This window comes from Peterkaempfera podocarpi, from assembly GCF_042466665.1.
GTDB lineage: Bacteria > Actinomycetota > Actinomycetes > Streptomycetales > Streptomycetaceae > Peterkaempfera > Peterkaempfera podocarpi.
Map to the genome: position 1 here is coordinate 3070107 of NZ_CP162102.1, position 16122 is coordinate 3086228.

A 16122-nucleotide genomic window follows, 5' to 3' on the forward strand; every position below is an offset into this window, starting at 1 on the left:
CGACCGCCGCCGATGTGCGGGAGTCCGGTGGCGGACCGGGCTGCTGCCCGTGCGCCCGGCGTCTGCCGGCCGGTCCCTGCGTCTGCCGTAGGGACCGGAGCCGTCGCTCGGGCCTCGGCGCAGCCTGCTGCCGCGCGCTTCCCGAGCGAGCGGCCCCGAGCACCGGAACCGGTCGGGGCCGCCTGCGAGTGTTGCGGTCAGGAACCGACGAATGCGGTGAGCAGCAGCCAGACGACCGGAGCGGTGGGGAGCAGGGAGTCCAGCCGGTCCATGATGCCGCCGTGGCCCGGGAGCAGGGTGCCCATGTCCTTGATGCCGAGATCTCGCTTGATCATGGACTCGGCGAGGTCGCCCAGGGTGGCCGTGACAGCGGCGCAGGCGCCCAGCACCAGGCCCTGCCACCAGGCCCCGTCCTCGATCATCAGCTGCATGCCGAGCGCACCGGCCAGCATCGACAGCGCGATACCGCCGGCCAGGCCCTCACGGGTCTTGCCGGGGCTGATCGTCGGGGCGAGCTTGTGCTTGCCGAACTTGAAGCCCACCGCATAGGCGCCGGTGTCACTGCAGACGGTGACCAGCAGGAAGAGGATCACCCGCCGGGCACCGTCGTCGGCGTGCAGCATCAGCGCCACAAAGGTGGCCAGGAACGGCACATAGAAGGCGGTGAAGATACCGGCGGTGACATCCCGCAGATAGTCCTGCGGGGGCTCGCTCATCCGCCACACCAGCACCACCAGTGCGGTGATCGCCAGCGCCGCCGCCGAACCCTCGGTCCCGAAGGCATACGCCGCGGCAACCATCACCACGCCGCCGACGACCAGCGGGATCCGCGGGGCCCGGATGTCCTTGCGCTCGGACAGCCGGCTGGTCAGCTCCCAGACGCCGACGCCGACCGCGGCCATCACCACGCCCAGGAAGAGCACCTTCACCACGAAGAGCGAGGCGATGATCACCACACCGAGGCCGACACCGACCCCTATCGCGGCCGGCAGGTTGCGACCTGCGCGGGGCTTGCGGGGCTGCTGGTCGTCCGGTGAGGCCACGGTGTTCTCCCGCCCGAGCGGGCGCTCGGCAGCGTCGGTGGGCAGGCCCGGGTGGGCCGGCGCCTGCGGGCCGGCCCACGATGTGTACGCCGCGACCCCGGGTGCGGGCCGGCCGGGCTGGTCGGGCCCTTCGGGGCCCTGCGAAGAGGTCCCGGAGCGGGGCGGGGACCCACCGGGAGGAGTCGTGGCGTGGTTCATCAGACCTCGAGCAGCTCGGCTTCCTTGTGCTTGAGCAGCTCGTCCACCTGGCCCACGTAGCGGGCGGTGATGTCCTCGAGCTCCTTCTCGGCGCGGCGCACCTCGTCCTCGCCGGCCTCGCCGTCCTTGACCAGCTTGTCCAGCGTCTCCTTGGCCTTGCGGCGGACGCTGCGGATGGAGATCTTGGCGTCCTCGCCCTTGCCCCGGGCGACCTTGATGTACTCCCGGCGGCGCTCCTCGGTGAGCTGCGGGAACACCACCCGGATGAGGGAGCCGTCATTGGTCGGGTTGACGCCGAGGTCGGAGTCGCGGATGGCGGTCTCGATGGCCCGCAGCGCACTCTTGTCGAAGGGGGTGACCACAGCCATGCGCGGCTCGGGCACCGAGAAGGAGGCGAGCTGGTTGATCGGCGTCGGGGCGCCGTAGTAGTCGGCGGTGATCTTGGCGAACATCGCCGGGTGCGCACGCCCGGTGCGGATGGCGGCGAAGTCGTCCTTGGCGACCTGGACCGCCTTCTCCATCTTCTCCTCGGCCTCGAGGAGGGTCTCTTCGATCACAGTCTGCTCCTGTCCGGTTCCCTGCTCGCCCCCTCCCGCGCCCGGATGGCGGGGCAAGGGGTCCGTAACGTCGTAACTGGCCGGGCCGCGCGGGGCGGTCAGGCCTTGCCGGTTCCGCGGCTGATCAGCGTGCCGATCTTCTCACCCCGCACCGCGCGGGCGATGTTGCCTTCGGTGAGGAGCTCGAAGACCAGGATCGGAAGGTCGTTGTCCCTGCAGAGGGTGATCGCGGTGGCATCGGCGACCCTGAGGTCCCGGGTCAGCACCTCGCTGTACTCCAGGGCGTCGAACTTCACCGCGTCGGGGTTGGCCTTGGGGTCGGAGTCATAGACGCCGTCCACCCCGTTCTTCCCCATCAGCAGCGCCTCGGCCTGGATCTCCAGCGCCCGCTGGGCGGCGGTGGTGTCGGTGGAGAAGTACGGCATGCCCATACCGGCGCCGAAGATCACCACGCGCCCCTTCTCCAGGTGGCGCACGGCCCGCAGCGGGAGATAGGGCTCGGCGACCTGGCCCATGGTGATGGCGGTCTGCACCCGGGTCTCCACGCCCTCCTTGATCAGGAAGTCCTGGAGCGCCAGGCAGTTCATCACCGTGCCGAGCATGCCCATGTAGTCGGAGCGGGCCCGGTCCATACCGCGGACCTGGAGCTCCGCGCCGCGGAAGAAGTTGCCACCCCCGACCACCACGGCGACCTGGGTGCCCGAGCGGACCACGGCCGCGATCTCGCGGGCGATGGCGTGCACCACATCCGGGTCGACACCCAGAGCGCCTCCGCCGGCGAGCGCCTCGCCGGACAGCTTCAGCAGCACACGGCGGCGTACGCCGTCCTCTGCGGTCTCCTGCGCAGTCATCTGCATGGGCCGACTCCTCCTCCTGCACGTACAGATGAGGAGGCCACCGCCGCGGGAACCGGTATGGTCACCTGCACGGCAATGGCCTCCTCGTCGTTCATGGTGTCGAGCCGCCGCAGCCGCTGTGCGGCCGGGCTGCTCGACGTGTTCCGCTCTCTACCCTAGGGGCAGAAGGGTGGAACGACTCAGGCACCGACGCGGAAGCGGGCGAAGCGCTTGAGGGTCACGCCCGCCTCGTCCAGCACCTTCTGGACGGTCTTCTTGTTGTCCTTGGCGAACGCCTGCTCCAGAACGGCGCTCTCCTTGACGAAACCGGTGACCCGGCCCTCGATGATCTTCGGCAGGGCAGCCTCGGGCTTGCCCTCCTCGCGGGCGGTGGCCTCGGCGACGCGGCGCTCGCTGTCCAGCACCTCGGCCGGGATGTCCTCACGGGAGAGGAACTTCGGCGCGAAGGCGGCGATGTGCTGCGCGACGTCCTTGGCGACCTCGGCGTTCTCCTTGTCGAGCTCGACCAGGACACCGACCTGCGGCGGCAGGTCCGGAGAGGTGCGGTGCATGTAGACGGCGACGTAGCCGTCACCGTTGAACTGCGCGAAGCGGCGGAAAACGATCTTCTCGCCGAGGGTGGCGTTGGCCTCGTCCACGAACTGCTGGACGGTCTTGCCGGGCTCGATCTCGCTGGCCAGGGCGGCCTCGACGTCGGCCGGAGCGGCCTTGGCGACGTGGGCGGCGATGGTGTTGGCGACCTCGACGAACTTGCCGCCCTTGGCGACAAAGTCGGTCTCGCAGTTCAGCTCGACCAGCACGCCGGAGTTGCCGCCCTCGATGAGGGAGACGACGGCACCGTTGGAGGCGTCGCGGCCCTCACGCTTGGCCACGCCCTTCTGGCCCTTGATGCGCAGGAGCTCGACGGCCTTCTCGACGTTGCCCTCGGCCTCGTCCAGCGCCTTCTTGCAGTCCATCATGCCGGCGCCGGTGAGCTCACGGAGCTTCTTGACGTCCGCGGCGGTGAAGTTCGCCATGGTTGTGAATCTCTTCTCGCGTCTCGCGTGTCTGCTGGGGAGTCACCAGGCCCGCGGGGTCACCACCGGGCCCGGCACAGGTGCGAGGGGTAGGCGGCCGCTGCCGGTGCAGCGGCCGCCGTACCCCTCGGCAGCGGAACGTCAGGCCTGCTGCTCGCCCTCGGCGGCCGGGGTCTCCTCGGCCGGAGCCTCAGCGGCGGCCTCGGCCGGAGCCTCAGCGGCGGCCTCGGCGGGAGCCTCAGCCGGAGCCTCGGCAACGGCCTCGTCGGCCTTCTTCTCGCCCTCGAGGAGCTCGCGCTCCCAGTCGGCGAGCGGCTGGTCGGCGCCCGGCTCGGCCTTGGCGTCACCGGTGGCGGCACCGGAGCGGGCGATGAGGCCCTCAGCCACGGCGTCGGCGATCACACGGGTCAGCAGGGTGACGGAGCGGATGGCGTCGTCGTTGCCCGGGATCTTGTAGTCGACCTCGTCGGGGTCGCAGTTGGTGTCCAGGATGGCGACGACCGGGATGTTGAGCTTCCGGGCCTCACCGACCGCGATGTGCTCCTTCTTGGTGTCCACGATCCAGACGGCGCTGGGCACGCGCTGCATGTCGCGGATACCGCCGAGGGTGCGCTCGAGCTTCTCGTGCTCGCGCTGGAGGACCAGCAGCTCCTTCTTGGTCAGACCGGAGCCCGCGACATCGGTGAAGTCGATCTCCTCGAGCTCCTTCAGGCGCTGCAGGCGCTTGTAGACGGTCGAGAAGTTGGTGAGCATGCCGCCCAGCCAGCGCTGGTTGACGTAGGGCATGCCCACGCGGGTCGCCTGCTCGGCGATGGCCTCCTGAGCCTGCTTCTTGGTGCCGACGAAGAGGACGCTGCCGCCGTGGGCAACGGTCTCCTTGACGAACTCGTAGGCGCGGTCGATGTAGTTCAGCGACTGCTGGAGGTCGATGATGTAGATGCCGTTGCGCTCCGTGAGGATGAAGCGCTTCATCTTCGGGTTCCAGCGGCGGGTCTGGTGACCGAAGTGGACGCCGCTCTCCAGCAGCCCCCGCATCGTGACGACGGCCATGGCCGTGCTCCTCGTGTTGTGCCCCCGCGCGCCGGAACGGCGGGGTCAGGCTCGGTTGTCCGCGGCGGCCGGGTGGCCGTCGCGCCTGACGCCCCGGCCGTGCCGTGCCGTGGGGACCCGGTGCAGCAGCTGCTGCACCCTGGCTCATCGGACCGAGCGGCACTCGCACCGTGCTGACGCGGGTTGCGAACCGCGTGCTGACGCATCGGTGGCGGGGCGTGCGAAGTCGACCCGGCGCGCCGGGTCGCGACAGAAGTGTACGGGACCGGCGGGCTGACAGGCGACTCAGCGCCTCACCGTGGCCGGACGGCGGGTGTCGGGGGCGTGTCCCTCCCCCCAGCGGGCGACACGGTTGTCCACAGCCCGAGGTCTGTCCACAGGTTCCCGGTGGGTGATGGCGGGCCCCGGCGGGGGCGGGCAGCGTACTGACCGTGACTCCAGCCGTCTCCGTCCCCTGTCCGCTCCGGGGCTCGCTCCGGGGCCCGTTCCGGGGCTCGTCCTGCGGCCCGTCCCGGCGCTCACCGTCCCGGGCCTTGCCCGGCTCCGGCCGGCCGCTGGGGCGGTCTGCGTCCGGGCGACGCTGCCCAGTGCTGTTCATCGGGCTGCTGATGGCCCTGCTGTGCTGCCTCACACCCTCGTCCCGGGCCGCCGGGAGTGCGGAGCCGGACCCACCCGGCGGGGAGCCTGCAGCCGCCCCGCGCGCCTGGCCGGCCACCGGCCGGGCCGCGGTGCTGCGCGGCTTCGACCCGCCGCCTCAGCGCTGGGCCCGCGGGCACCGCGGGGTGGATCTGGCAGCGGCCGAGGGCACGGAGGTACGAGCCGCCGCCCCCGGCACGGTCGCCTTCGCGGGCCGGGTCGGCGGCCGGGGCGTGGTGGCCGTGGTCCACCCCGGCACCGGCGAGCCTCCACTGCGCACCAGTTATCTGCCGGTCACCGCCACCCTGCCGGTCGGCACGCGGGTCGCGGCCGGCCAGGTCGTCGGGCGGCTGGAGGCCGGCAGGGACCACTGCGGGGAGCCCTGCCTGCACTGGGGGCTGCTGCGCGGGCACCGCTATCTGGACCCGCTGGCACTGCTGGGTATCGGCCGGGTCCGGCTGTTCCCCATCGGGGCGGCTCCGCCTGCAGCCACCGCCGTCGGTCTCCGCTTTCGCCGACCCCGACCGCCACACCCGCCCCGGCGACCCCGTCCGCCCTGGCGGCCCTGTCCGCCCTGGCAGCGCTATCCGTCCCGGCGGCCGGTGGCGCCGTACAGGGCCATGGCGACCGCCGCGTCCGCGATCGACTGCGGATCCTCGGCCGCGCCCAGTTCCATCCTGCGGACTGCCGTCTCCACCAGCCCCTGGAGCATCGCTGCGGCAAGGCGCGGCTGCCGGTGCCCCAGCTCCTGCAGTGCCGAGACCACCAGGTCGACCAGTCGGCCATGGGCTGCCCGGATCCGGTCACGGGCGGCATCGTCCAGCTCCGCAGCGGAGACGGCCGTGACGGCGCGGTGCCGGGGGTCCCCGGCCAGGGCGAGCTGGGTGCGGACATAGGCCTCGACGCGGCCCTCCGACGTGCCGCCCTCGCCCATGGCAGCCTCGATCCGGGCCTCCCAGACGGGGAAGTCGGCCGCGAACAGTTCCTCGACCACGGCGGCCCTGGAGGAGAAGTACTCATACACCGAGGAGCGCGCCAGCCCGGTCCGCGCGGCGAGGGCAGGGAAGGTGAGGGCGTCCACACCTCCCGAGGAGAGCAGGGCGCGGGCGGCGGCGAGGAGTGCGGTGCGCTGCATCTCGCGATGCGCGGCCAAGGTGGCCGCTCGGATCTTCGGCACTGCTCCACTCTAGGAGACCGTCGGATCGCGCAGACCCTGGCCGGTGCCAGGTGTAGTGACCCGCAGCGTTGTTGACGCGGGTGATCGGGGGCCGGCACGGCACCTTGCTGCGTTGCCGGAGCCGACCGGGTACGCCCAGTACAAGGGCGATCCTCCGCCTAACGATTCACCGCACCAGACGCCGCGCGCCTCAACGGTGCGAAGGGACGGACAAGTCCTACCGGGCGTCGGAGAGCTTGGCGCGCAACTGGAGCACCGCCTTGGTGTGGATCTGGCTCACCCGGCTCTCGGTGACTCCCAGGACCTGGCCGATCTCGGCGAGGGTGAGGCCCTCGTAGTAGTAGAGGGTCACCACCGTCTTCTCCCGCTCGGGGAGGGTGTTCACCGCTCGGGCGAGCAGCCGGCGCAGCTCCCGGTCCTCCGCCACCTCCACCGGGTCGTCGGCCGCGGTGTCCACCAGGGTGTCCAGCAGGCTCAGGCCGTCACCGCCCTCGCCCGCCGGGTGCAGCAACTCATCGAGGGCCGCCACATTGGCCAGTGACAACTGGCTGAAGATCGCGTGCAGCTCCTCCACCGGAATGCCCAGCTCGGCCGCCACCTCGGGCTCATGAGGGGTGCGCCGCAACCGGGTCTCCAGCGTCGCGTAGGCACGCTCCACCGCCCGCGCCTTCTGCCGCACCGAACGCGGAATCCAGTCCAGGGCCCGCAGCTCGTCGATGATGGCGCCGCGGATACGGCTGATCGCATAGGTCTCGAACTTGATGGCGCGATCCAGATCGAACTTCTCGATGGCGTCGATCAGCCCGAAGACTCCGGAGGAGACAAAGTCCGCCTGCTCGACATTGGCCGGCAGCCCCACCCCGACCCGGCCGGCCACGTACTTGACCAGCGGTGAGTAGTGCAGGATCAGCTGCTCGCGCAGCCGGCCGTCGCCGGTGGACTTGTAGGACCGCCAGAGCTGCTCCAGGGCCGGACGCTCGGAGGGCGTACCGCCGCGCCGCGCCTCGGGCGTCCTGGCTGCATCCGACTGCGGGGCAGCCGTGTCCACGGCTGCCCGGGCCGCGCGGACGGTCTGCCCATGGTGTCCGCCTTCGGCTTGGGCCACGCCCCGGGACGCCCTCGGCGTCCCTGCCGCGGACTGGCCCTCGGGCGCGGGACCCGGCCCGGCACCCGAAGCCGTCAGGGCCGGGTCGCCGCTGGTCGCTCTCCGCCGGGGAATGTGTGTGGGCATGCGTCCTTGTGCGCCGTTCTGCCGAGTCGTGTGTCGGTATGGAAGTCGTGGTGAGCGTAGCGTGATCGGACCAGTGCTGAGAGCTACAAAATCCTGGTCACCCTCGTCGCGTCGACAGCAAATGCGCAGGTGGAGGGGGTACGTCAGGCCCATTGGCGGCGCTGGGCCACCCGGGGGAGGATTCCCCCCGCCCGAGCGCTGTACGGTGTTGCGTTCGATATCGATCGGGGGACAGCGGGTCACTCGCCCGGATCGCCCTTACGCCGGCCGACGACCCGCCAGTGCGCACCGCAGCGCTCGACAAAGCCCAGGGACGTCAGCTCATAGAGGCGCTGCAGCACCTCGTCCGGCGGCAACCCAGCTGCCCTGGCCACCACCGCTGCGGGGGCACCGTCGATGCCTGCCGGGACCGCCTCCAGAACCTGGCGGGCCGCGGTCGCCAGCACATCCCGGGGTAGCGCCTCACCCTGCTTGTGCGGAGCCAGATCGCCGCCGATTCCCCCTGTCAACTCGGCCACCTCGGCCGCATCGGTGACCAGGGTCGCGGCGCCGGTGCGCAGCAGGGCGTGCACACCCTCCGAGAGCGCCGATGTCACCGGTCCGGGCACCCCGCAGGTGATCCGATTGAGATCCCTGGCCCGCCGGGCGGTGCTCAGCGCCCCGCTGCGCAGTGCCGCCTCCACCACCACGGTCCCTCGTGTGAGGGCGGCGATCACCCGGTTGCGCAGCACAAAGCGGAAGCGGTTGGGGTGCTGACCCGGTGGCAGTTCGCTGACCAGGAGACCCTGCCGGGAGATACGGCGGATCAACTCGGTGTGGCCGCGGGGGTAGGCGACGTCGACGCCGCAGGCGAGAACGGCGATGGTGGGGCCGCCGACGGCCATGGCGCCCCGATGAGCGGCCGCGTCGATCCCGTAGGCGGCACCGGACACCACCACCCAGCCGCGCTCGGCCAGCCCCGCCGCCAGTTCTCCGGCGACATGCGCACCGTAGGCCGTGCATGCCCGGGCGCCCACGAGGGCGACGGAGCGCAGAGCCAGCAGCCGCAGCGAGGCGGCCCCCGCCGTCCAGAGGCCGATCGGCCGGGTCGGCCCGAGGTCGTCCAGCTGGGTCGGCCACTCGGGATCACCGGGGATGACGAAGCGGCCGCCCAGCGCCCGGACGCGCTCCAGGTCGGCCGCGGGGTCGAGCCCGGCGGCGCGTGCTCGGAAGCCCGCCACTCTGGCTGCGCCGGCGCCCGGTGGCCGGCCACCCTCGCGGATGGTGTGCAACAGTGCCACCGCGCCGAGCTGATCGATCCACTGCCCGACCGCGAGGTCGCCCGGCTCGGCAAGCCTGGTCAGTGCGGCCCGGGCCAGCCGCTCGGCACCGTCGCCCGTGTATGGGATCTCGGTGTCGGTGCCGGGGGCGGTCCTGCTGTCGGGCTCCGAGCCGGGCTCGGCCCCGGACACCGGTTCGGGGGGTGGCCCGGTCTGCCCGAAGGCGGTGGTGTCGAGGTCGAGCGGTAGCTGCACCGGGGTCACGAGGTCCTGCCTTTCAGTGCGGATCCGGCCGGTCCGCGGTCGAAGCCGCGGGTCCGGGTGCTCCGGGTGCGGCCGAAAGCCGGGTACGGCTGCGGGTCGGGGACGGCCGGTCGCCGACGCCGACGGGTGGGGTGGAGGCGGCGGGTGGGGCGGAGGCGACCGGTGGAGCGGAGGCGGCGGGCCCTGTCAGACCCGGCCGCTGCCGCTGAGGGCGACTCCGCGCAGTACGCCGGTGCGCAGTACCAACGCGGTACGGACGTCGGCACGGTCGGGGCGGTCCCGGCCGGCGAGGTCGGCGACGGTCCAGGCGACACGGAGCACCCGGTCCAGTCCACGGGCGGTGAGCAGACCGTGCTGCATCTGGTGCTCGGCGTCGTCCAGCGCCCCCGGAGCCAGCCGCCAGCGGGTGCGCAGCTCATGACCGGGGACTTCCGCGTTACCCCGCCACGGAGTGCCCGAGAGTCGGACGCCTGCACGCTCCCGGGCCGCCAACACACGGGCGGCGACGGCAGCGGTGCTCTCGGCGCTGGCGTCGCGCTCCAGCAGTTGCACCCGGGTCACCGGCTCCACCTCGACCTGCAGGTCGACGCGGTCCAGCAGCGGCCCGGAGAGCCGGGCCTGATAGCGGCTGACCATCGCAGGGGTGCACTCGCACCCTCCGCCCCGCCTGGACCAGCGCCCGCAGGGGCAGGGATTGGCGGCCAGGAGCAGCAGGAACCGGGCGGGCAGCCGCAGAGATCCCGCCGCGCGGGCCACGATCACCTCGCCGGACTCCAGCGGCTGGCGCAGTGCGTCCAGCACCCGTACGGGGAACTCGGGGGCCTCGTCCAGGAAGAGCACCCCTCGGTGGGCCAGGGAGACCGCACCGGGGCGCGGCAGCCCGCTGCCGCCGCCGATGATCGCCGGCATGGTGGTGGAGTGGTGCGGTGCGCAGTACGGGGCGGTGTCGATCAGCGGCCGCCCGGGTGGCAGCAGTCCGGCGACGGAGTGGACGGCGGTGACCTCCAACGCCTCCTCCGCCGTCAGCGGCGGAAGCAGTCCGGGCAGCCGCTCGGCCAGCATGGTCTTGCCGGCTCCCGGCGGTCCCTTGAGGTAGAGGTGGTGGCCACCGGCCGCGGCGATCTCCAGCGCGCGCCGGGCCTCGCACTGGCCCGCGACATCGGCCATGTCCAGGTGATGGGCGCGTTCGCCGGAGAGTCCGCGGGCGCCCGCTCCGGGGAGGGCGAGCCCGGCCATCATGGGGTCCGGTCGTCCGGGGGCCGACCGGTCCGGGGGCTCCTCGGGCACCGGCGCATCGGTGAGGACTGCGACCAGCTGGCGCAGGCTGCGCACCCCGAGGACGGAGACACCGGGCACCAGGGAGGCTTCGGACGCCGTCTGCTCGGGGACGACCACCTGCCGGTAACCGGCATCGGCGGCGGCGAGAACGGCCGGCAGCACACCGCGGACCGGCCGCACCCGGCCGTCCAGACCGAGCTCACCCACGATCAGCAGATCCGCGATGACTGCGGGGTCCAGCCGTTCGGCCGCGGCGAGCACCGCACAGGCGACGGCCAGGTCGAAGCCGCTGCCGCTCTTGGGCACCGAGGCGGGGCTGAGCCCCACCGTGAGTTTGCGCTGCGGCCAGCTCTCCCCGCTGTTGACCACGGCGGCCCGGACGCGGTCACGGGCCTCGCTCAGCGCCTTGTCAGGCAGGCCGACCAGGGCGAAGGCGGCGACCCCCGGCTCCAGGTCGGCCTGGACCTCGACCACCACGCCGTCCACACCGACCAGCGCCACGGAACAGGTGCGGGCGAAGGCCACCTACACCACCCCCCGCAGATGCTCGACCAGGGCAGCGCCCCGGCGACGGCCGATCACAGCGATCAGATCGATACGGACACCGCCGGTCGGCGGCGGGACCGGCCCACGGGCGGCCGGGCCGCCCTGAACCGGGCCGGGAGCGGGGCAGCCGCCCGGCTGGTGGCGCGGGATCCGGGCCGGCGCTCCGTGGAGTCTGGCCCGGTGGACCGGCCAGCGTTCGTCCAACCAGCGTTCGGCGAGCCGGCGCAGCCGCTCCGCCTTGGCCCGGGAGACCGCCTCGCAAGGCTGCTGAAAGCCGGTCTCATGACGGGTCTTCACCTCGCAGACGGCGAGGACGTCTCCCTCCAGGGCGACGATGTCCAGCTCGCCCTCACGGCAGCGCCAGTTGCGCTCCAGGACGGTCAGGCCGGCCTCGGTCAGACGCCGGGCGGCCACCTCCTCGCCGTAGCGGCCGAGGGCGGTTCGTGGGTTGCTCATGGCGATCACCTCCGACACGGAGCGTGCCGAAGGTCCCGCCGCGCTGCGAGCGGCGGCGGGAGTCCTGTGGACAACCCGGGGGTGTGGAAAACCGCGCTCCCCCGCAAGGGTGAGAGCGCGGTCGGAAGCTTGACGCGCCCGGCGTCAGCGGCCGAAACCGGCCTCGTCGGAGGGCAGCTCCAGATCCGTCTTGGCCAGCTCCTCGACGTTGACGTCCTTGAAGGTGAGGACACGCACCTTGCGCACGAAGCGGGCAGGCCGGTACATGTCCCAGACCCAGGCGTCGGCCATCGACACCTCGAAGAACACCTCGCCCTGCACCGAGTGGACCTGCAGCTCGTAGTCGTTGGTGAGGTAGAAGCGCCGCTCGGTCTCGATCACGAATTTGAACAGGCCGACGACATCGCGGTACTCCCGGTAGAGCTTGAGCTCCATCTCGGTCTCGTACTTCTCGAGGTCCTCGGCACTCATCCCCACGTCCCCTTAGCTGTCGCGCTTCCTCCCATTGTGGACCACCGAAGGATCAGGGAGAGCCGCGCCGGGCCAGCGGTGGGGGCTATCGGCCGCCGCGGCGCAGCCGCCGCAGGAATCCGGCGACCGGACTGACTGCCGCGGTCACCAGTACCAGCGCGGCCCCGGCCACCGCCGCCCAGGAGGCCGGCACCAGCGGACCGGGCTCGGCGGCCACGGCGCCGCCGACCGGGTCGAAGGCGGACGTCCGGGCGATGCCGCCCATCCGGCCGAAGGGCCATGCGGTGCCCTCGACCCGGCCCAGCACATCACCGACGGGGACGGTGCCGGACGCCTGGTCCAGATGCACCCGGGAGTCCAGCGACCCCAGCCGGTTGTCGCCCATCAGGAAGATCCGGCCCTGCGGCACCTTCACCGAGAACTTGCCGCTGTCGCCGCCCTTGGCCAGATACGACTCGTCGACGGCGACGCCGTTGACGGTCAGCCGGTGCTGGGCGTCGCAGCAGACCAGGGTGTCCCCACCGACCCCGACCACCCGCTTGACCAGCAGTGCGCTCCCCCAGGTGGAGTCCTTGAAGACCACCACGTCACCGCGTCCGACATCGGTGCCGTTGCTCTTGCGGGCCAGCACGGTGTCCCCCGGCTGCACCGTGGGCTCCATGGAGTCGGTGGGCACGTTGTACGGCCGGTAGTCGACGGCTATCAGGGCGAAGCCGCCGACCAGCAGCACCAGGCCCAGCGCGATGGCGACACCCTGCAGCACCCCGCCGAGAGTGCGACTCGGCCGGGCGGCCCCCGAGGGGGCCGGCTGCGGGCTGGTCCGGCCCGGGGCCTGGCCCGTGGTTCCACCGGCGGTCCTGCTCATCGGCACCGTCCCACTCCGGCCGGGCCCGGTGGCGCCGGCGCGTTCCGTCGGCGGCCCCGCGGGGCCGCCGACCTCGACAGCCGTACCGGGACCGACAGGCGGAGAAGCGAGCGGGCCGCGGCACGTCCGAGCAGACTACTCGGCAGTACCACGGCCCGCGCAATGCCCCGGACGAAGCCGTCCGGTCACCTGGAGTCAGCGTGCGGCCCCTGCCCTGCGCCGACTGCGGCGCACCAGCAGGGTGAGCGGGACCGCCGCGGCGAACCCGGCCGCGGGCGGCACCATGGCGCCTGCGGCCGACAGGCCCGGCTGGTCGAAGGTGGAGGGCACCGGCAGGGTCGACCAGCGGTCGACCGGCCAGGCCACCACAAACGCACGGCCCACGACGTTCTTGACCGGGACCGTGCCACCGCCGGGCTGGTCCATGTGGAAGCGGGAGTCCCAGGAGTCGTTGCGGTGGTCGCCCATCACCCACAGCCGGCCGTCCGGCACCTTCACCGGACCGAAGGGCTTGTCACCGCAGGGTGGCCCCGGGGAAGACATACGGCTCGTCGAGCGCCTTGCCGTTGACCTTCACCGGTCCGCTGCCCTGGCACTCCACGGTGTCGCCACCGACCGCGATGACCCGCTTGATCAGGTCCTTCTCATCCGCAGACGGCATCAGGCCAATGAAGCTGAGCACATTCTGCACGCCGCGGACCACGCTGTTGCTGCTCTGCTCCGGGGCCTCGTTCAGCCAGCCGCCCGGGTCGTGGAAGACCACCACGTCACCGCGCTCCGGCTTGGCGCCGAACCAGGGGGTGAACTTGTCCACCAGCACCCGGTCGCCCTTCTGCAGGGTGTCCTGCATGGACTCCGAGGGGATGGAGAACGCCTGCACAAAGAAGGTCTTGATCAGCAGAGCAAGGATCAGTGCGATGCCGATCAGGATCGGCAGTTCCTTCCAGAACGAGCGAGGCTTCTGCTCGTCCGTGCCCTCCGCCGGGCGCTCCGCCGCCGTCTCCGGCTTCCGGCTGTCCGCCGCCTCGCCCTCCTCGGAGGCGTCCGACTCCGCGGCGGCTCCGGCCGCCGTATGTCCACCGGTCCGGTCTGCCCGCCGCCCGCCGGCTCCCGCGTCGCCCACGGATTCCGCGGTACGGCTGCCGGGGTCCTCGGGCTCACCGGCTCCCGAACGGGTGCCGATCACCAGATCCCCCACGACGTCTCCTCCCTGCACTGCGGGCACGACTGTGCCCACGACGATGCGGTGCCTTCCGGCGGCACCGCGGTTTCCGGGGCTGCGCGGCTCTCACAGCGGCCCGGCGTCCTCCAGATGCCCGGCGCGGCGCGCCGCACACCTGCATCTCTCTATCACCAGAAGGGTCCGCCACCACGCTCACACACGGCGACCCCCGCCATTCAGCCGCGGTGGACGCCACCTCTCCGCCGTCGGCGGACGGCGAAGGGAAGCGCACCCACCGCACCCATAACGAGTGAGGGTTCCCCGGGATCCGGCCAGACGGCGGCGCCTGCGGAAGGTTGGCCAAGATTTTGACTCCCGAGCTGCGCCGCGGCTGTTCCGAGGGCACTGCCGGGCGGCGGTGGCAGCGACGACAGGGAGGGGGGCTCCGGGAGCTGGTGGACGCGGGAGACCGGCCAGGCGACCAGCATGGCCCGGCCGATGACATTGGACAGCGGGATGGTGCCGTTGCCGAAGTCGGTCATGTGGAAGCGGGAGTCGGCCGAGACGTCCCGGTGGTCGCCCATCACCCAGAGCCTGCCCTGGGGCACGGTCACCTTGAAGGTGATCCTCGACGGCGGGTTGTCCGGGGCGATGTAGGGCTCGTCGACCGGTTGGCCGTTGACGGTGAGGTGGCCGCTGCTGTCGCAGCAGGCCACGGTGTCCCCGCCGACGCCGATCACCCGCTTGATCAGGTCGCCCTCGTTGTCGGACGGGAGGAGTCCGACGAAGGTGAAGACGTTCTTCACACCGCGCATCACCGGTCCGTCGTCGGAGGACGTCCGTTCGGAAGCCGGCAGCCAGTTGCCGGGGTCCTTGAAGACCACCACGTCGCCGCGCTTGTACTGCTTGCCGAACCAGGGGGTGAGCTTGTCCACCAGCACCCGGTCGCCGATCTTGATGGTGTCCTCCATGGATCCGGAGGGGATCACGAACACCTGGAGCAGAAAGGTCTTCAGCAGCAGGGCGATCACCAGCGCCACGCCGGCGATCACCGGCAGTTCGCGCAGGAAGGAGCGCTTGCGGCGGCGTTCGGCCCGGCGGGCGATCCGGCGGCGTTCGGCCCGGCTCAGGCCCGTGCGCCGCCGCCCCGCAGCCGGCCGCGCCGACTCGCCGGACCCGGAGTCGGCGGACCCGGAGTCGGCGGCAGGGTCGGTCCCGCTGTCCGTCGAAGGCTCGTCGACCCGCGGCCTACCCCTGGTCCCCATGCCGACCGCTCCTCCCTGCCGCGTCCACCGCGTCGTACGCACCGGGGCGCCGGAGATGCTGCCAGTGCCCGATCGGATATACGACCCAATCGGCCCGACCGATCACTTTTGCCTCGGGCACAAATCCGCCGCCGGGCTCGCCGAGGTGGTCCCGGGAGTCCCGGGAGTCGCTGCGGTGGTCGCCCATCATGAACAGCTTCCCTTCCGGAACCTGGACATCGAAGGGCACCGACGAGGCGTCGTCGCCGGGGAACAGGTACCCGGACTCGTCCAGCGGCACTCCGTTGACGGTGATCCTGCCGTCGGTGTCGCAGCAGACCACCCGGTCTCCCCCGACGCCGACGACCCGCTTGACGTAGTCGTTCTCGGTGGGGGCGGCGAGGCCCAGATAGGAGCCGAGCTGCCGCAGTGCGCCGCCGATTCCGGTGGGGCCGGCGGCATCGTCCGGCAGGAAGGAGCCACGGCCGTCGAAGACCACCACGTCACCTCGGTGCACATGGCCGCCGAAGCTGTAGGCGAGCTTGTTCACCACCACCCGGTCACCGACCCGCAGGGTGTTCTCCATCGACTGCGAGGGGATGGCGAAGGGCTGGGCCACCCAGGTGTTCACCAGCGCCAGCAGCAGCAGGCAGAGAGCGACCACGAGCAGTTGGCCGGCGGGCCGGCGGGGCAGCCAGGACCGCCCGGCGGCGGCCTCCGCCGGAACAGCCGCGGACCGCGACGGATCCCCGGCCCCGTTGTCGGGGGCGGAGGTTCCGTCGCGGTCCGCGAGTGGTTCGTGGGTGCTCATC

General features: G+C 72.0%; 14 protein-coding genes and 2 pseudogenes. 1 reads left to right on the forward strand and 15 read right to left on the reverse strand.

Annotated features, from left to right (window positions below; genetic code table 11):
* Positions 1–197: 197 nt before the first annotated feature.
* The 5 genes from AB0761_RS13320 to rpsB form a co-directional block, all read right to left on the reverse strand.
* Positions 198–1241 (reverse strand): phosphatidate cytidylyltransferase, encoded by a 1044-nt coding sequence (locus AB0761_RS13320; protein ID WP_377269195.1) that lies wholly within the window; start codon positions 1239–1241, stop codon positions 198–200.
* Positions 1241–1798: a ribosome recycling factor gene (gene frr / locus AB0761_RS13325; protein WP_377269196.1), complete on the reverse strand. Its 558-nt coding sequence runs from the start codon at positions 1796–1798 to the stop codon at positions 1241–1243. The genes AB0761_RS13320 and frr overlap by 1 nt, the downstream gene beginning before the upstream one ends.
* A 98-nt stretch (positions 1799–1896) precedes the next feature.
* Complete coding sequence (gene pyrH, locus AB0761_RS13330) at positions 1897–2655, reverse strand: UMP kinase (RefSeq protein WP_377269198.1); 759 nt, start codon at positions 2653–2655, stop codon at positions 1897–1899.
* Positions 2656–2834: 179 nt separating this feature from the next.
* The gene (tsf, locus tag AB0761_RS13335; RefSeq protein WP_377269199.1) at positions 2835–3671 is read right to left on the reverse strand and encodes a translation elongation factor Ts; all 837 of its coding nucleotides are present in this window, start codon (positions 3669–3671) and stop codon (positions 2835–2837) included.
* 141 nt (positions 3672–3812) lie between these two features.
* Entirely contained in the window at positions 3813–4721 is a 909-nt protein-coding gene (gene rpsB, locus AB0761_RS13340; RefSeq protein WP_377269200.1) for a 30S ribosomal protein S2, read from the reverse strand.
* Between the two features lie 608 nt (positions 4722–5329).
* On the opposite strand from rpsB, the pseudogene AB0761_RS13345 reads away from it, so the two are divergent.
* A pseudogene (locus AB0761_RS13345) lies at positions 5330–5725 on the forward strand (M23 family metallopeptidase); the annotation flags it as partial.
* Between the two features lie 215 nt (positions 5726–5940).
* Here the strand turns inward: AB0761_RS13345 and AB0761_RS13350 are convergent.
* From AB0761_RS13350 to lepB (AB0761_RS13395), 10 genes and pseudogenes are all read right to left on the reverse strand, one after another.
* On the reverse strand, positions 5941–6510 hold the full coding sequence (locus tag AB0761_RS13350; protein WP_377274072.1) for a TetR/AcrR family transcriptional regulator: 570 nt from the start codon (positions 6508–6510) through the stop codon (positions 5941–5943).
* 241 nt (positions 6511–6751) lie between these two features.
* Positions 6752–7582: an RNA polymerase sigma factor WhiG gene (gene whiG / locus AB0761_RS13355; RefSeq protein ID WP_377274074.1), complete on the reverse strand. Its 831-nt coding sequence runs from the start codon at positions 7580–7582 to the stop codon at positions 6752–6754.
* 422 nt (positions 7583–8004) lie between these two features.
* On the reverse strand, positions 8005–9279 hold the full coding sequence (gene dprA, locus AB0761_RS13360; protein ID WP_377274076.1) for a DNA-processing protein DprA: 1275 nt from the start codon (positions 9277–9279) through the stop codon (positions 8005–8007).
* 195 nt (positions 9280–9474) lie between these two features.
* Positions 9475–11091, reverse strand: coding sequence for a YifB family Mg chelatase-like AAA ATPase (locus AB0761_RS13365; protein WP_377269201.1), 1617 nt, complete (start codon positions 11089–11091; stop codon positions 9475–9477).
* Positions 11092–11568, reverse strand: coding sequence for a YraN family protein (locus AB0761_RS13370; protein WP_377269202.1), 477 nt, complete (start codon positions 11566–11568; stop codon positions 11092–11094).
* Positions 11569–11712: 144 nt separating this feature from the next.
* Positions 11713–12039, reverse strand: a complete 327-nt coding sequence (locus AB0761_RS13375) for a DUF2469 domain-containing protein (RefSeq protein ID WP_055586940.1) — start codon at positions 12037–12039, stop codon at positions 11713–11715.
* Between the two features lie 85 nt (positions 12040–12124).
* Positions 12125–12802: a signal peptidase I gene (gene lepB, locus AB0761_RS13380; protein WP_377269203.1), complete on the reverse strand. Its 678-nt coding sequence runs from the start codon at positions 12800–12802 to the stop codon at positions 12125–12127.
* Positions 12803–13099: 297 nt separating this feature from the next.
* Positions 13100–14102: pseudogene (gene lepB / locus AB0761_RS13385) on the reverse strand (signal peptidase I).
* Positions 14103–14302: 200 nt separating this feature from the next.
* Entirely contained in the window at positions 14303–15331 is a 1029-nt protein-coding gene (gene lepB, locus AB0761_RS13390) for a signal peptidase I (RefSeq protein ID WP_377269204.1), read from the reverse strand.
* Complete coding sequence (gene lepB, locus AB0761_RS13395; RefSeq protein ID WP_377269205.1) at positions 15315–16121, reverse strand: signal peptidase I; 807 nt, start codon at positions 16119–16121, stop codon at positions 15315–15317. Before lepB (AB0761_RS13395) ends, lepB (AB0761_RS13390) begins: the two co-directional genes overlap by 17 nt.
* Position 16122 lies beyond the last annotated feature (1 nt).

Bases quoted from the DNA above. Each gene is read 5' to 3' on its own strand.
- AB0761_RS13320 (WP_377269195.1), bottom strand. From the start codon at position 1,241: ATGAACCACGCCACGACTCCTCCCGGTGGGTCCCCGCCCCGCTCCGGG.
- rpsB (WP_377269200.1), bottom strand. From the start codon at position 4,721: ATGGCCGTCGTCACGATGCGGGGGCTGCTGGAGAGCGGCGTCCACTTC.
- AB0761_RS13375 (WP_055586940.1), bottom strand. From the start codon at position 12,039: ATGAGTGCCGAGGACCTCGAGAAGTACGAGACCGAGATGGAGCTCAAG.
- lepB (WP_377269205.1), bottom strand. From the start codon at position 16,121: ATGAGCACCCACGAACCACTCGCGGACCGCGACGGAACCTCCGCCCCC.
- pyrH (WP_377269198.1), bottom strand. From the start codon at position 2,655: ATGCAGATGACTGCGCAGGAGACCGCAGAGGACGGCGTACGCCGCCGT.
- lepB (WP_377269204.1), bottom strand. From the start codon at position 15,331: ATGGGGACCAGGGGTAGGCCGCGGGTCGACGAGCCTTCGACGGACAGC.
- tsf (WP_377269199.1), bottom strand. From the start codon at position 3,671: ATGGCGAACTTCACCGCCGCGGACGTCAAGAAGCTCCGTGAGCTCACC.
- AB0761_RS13370 (WP_377269202.1), bottom strand. From the start codon at position 11,568: ATGAGCAACCCACGAACCGCCCTCGGCCGCTACGGCGAGGAGGTGGCC.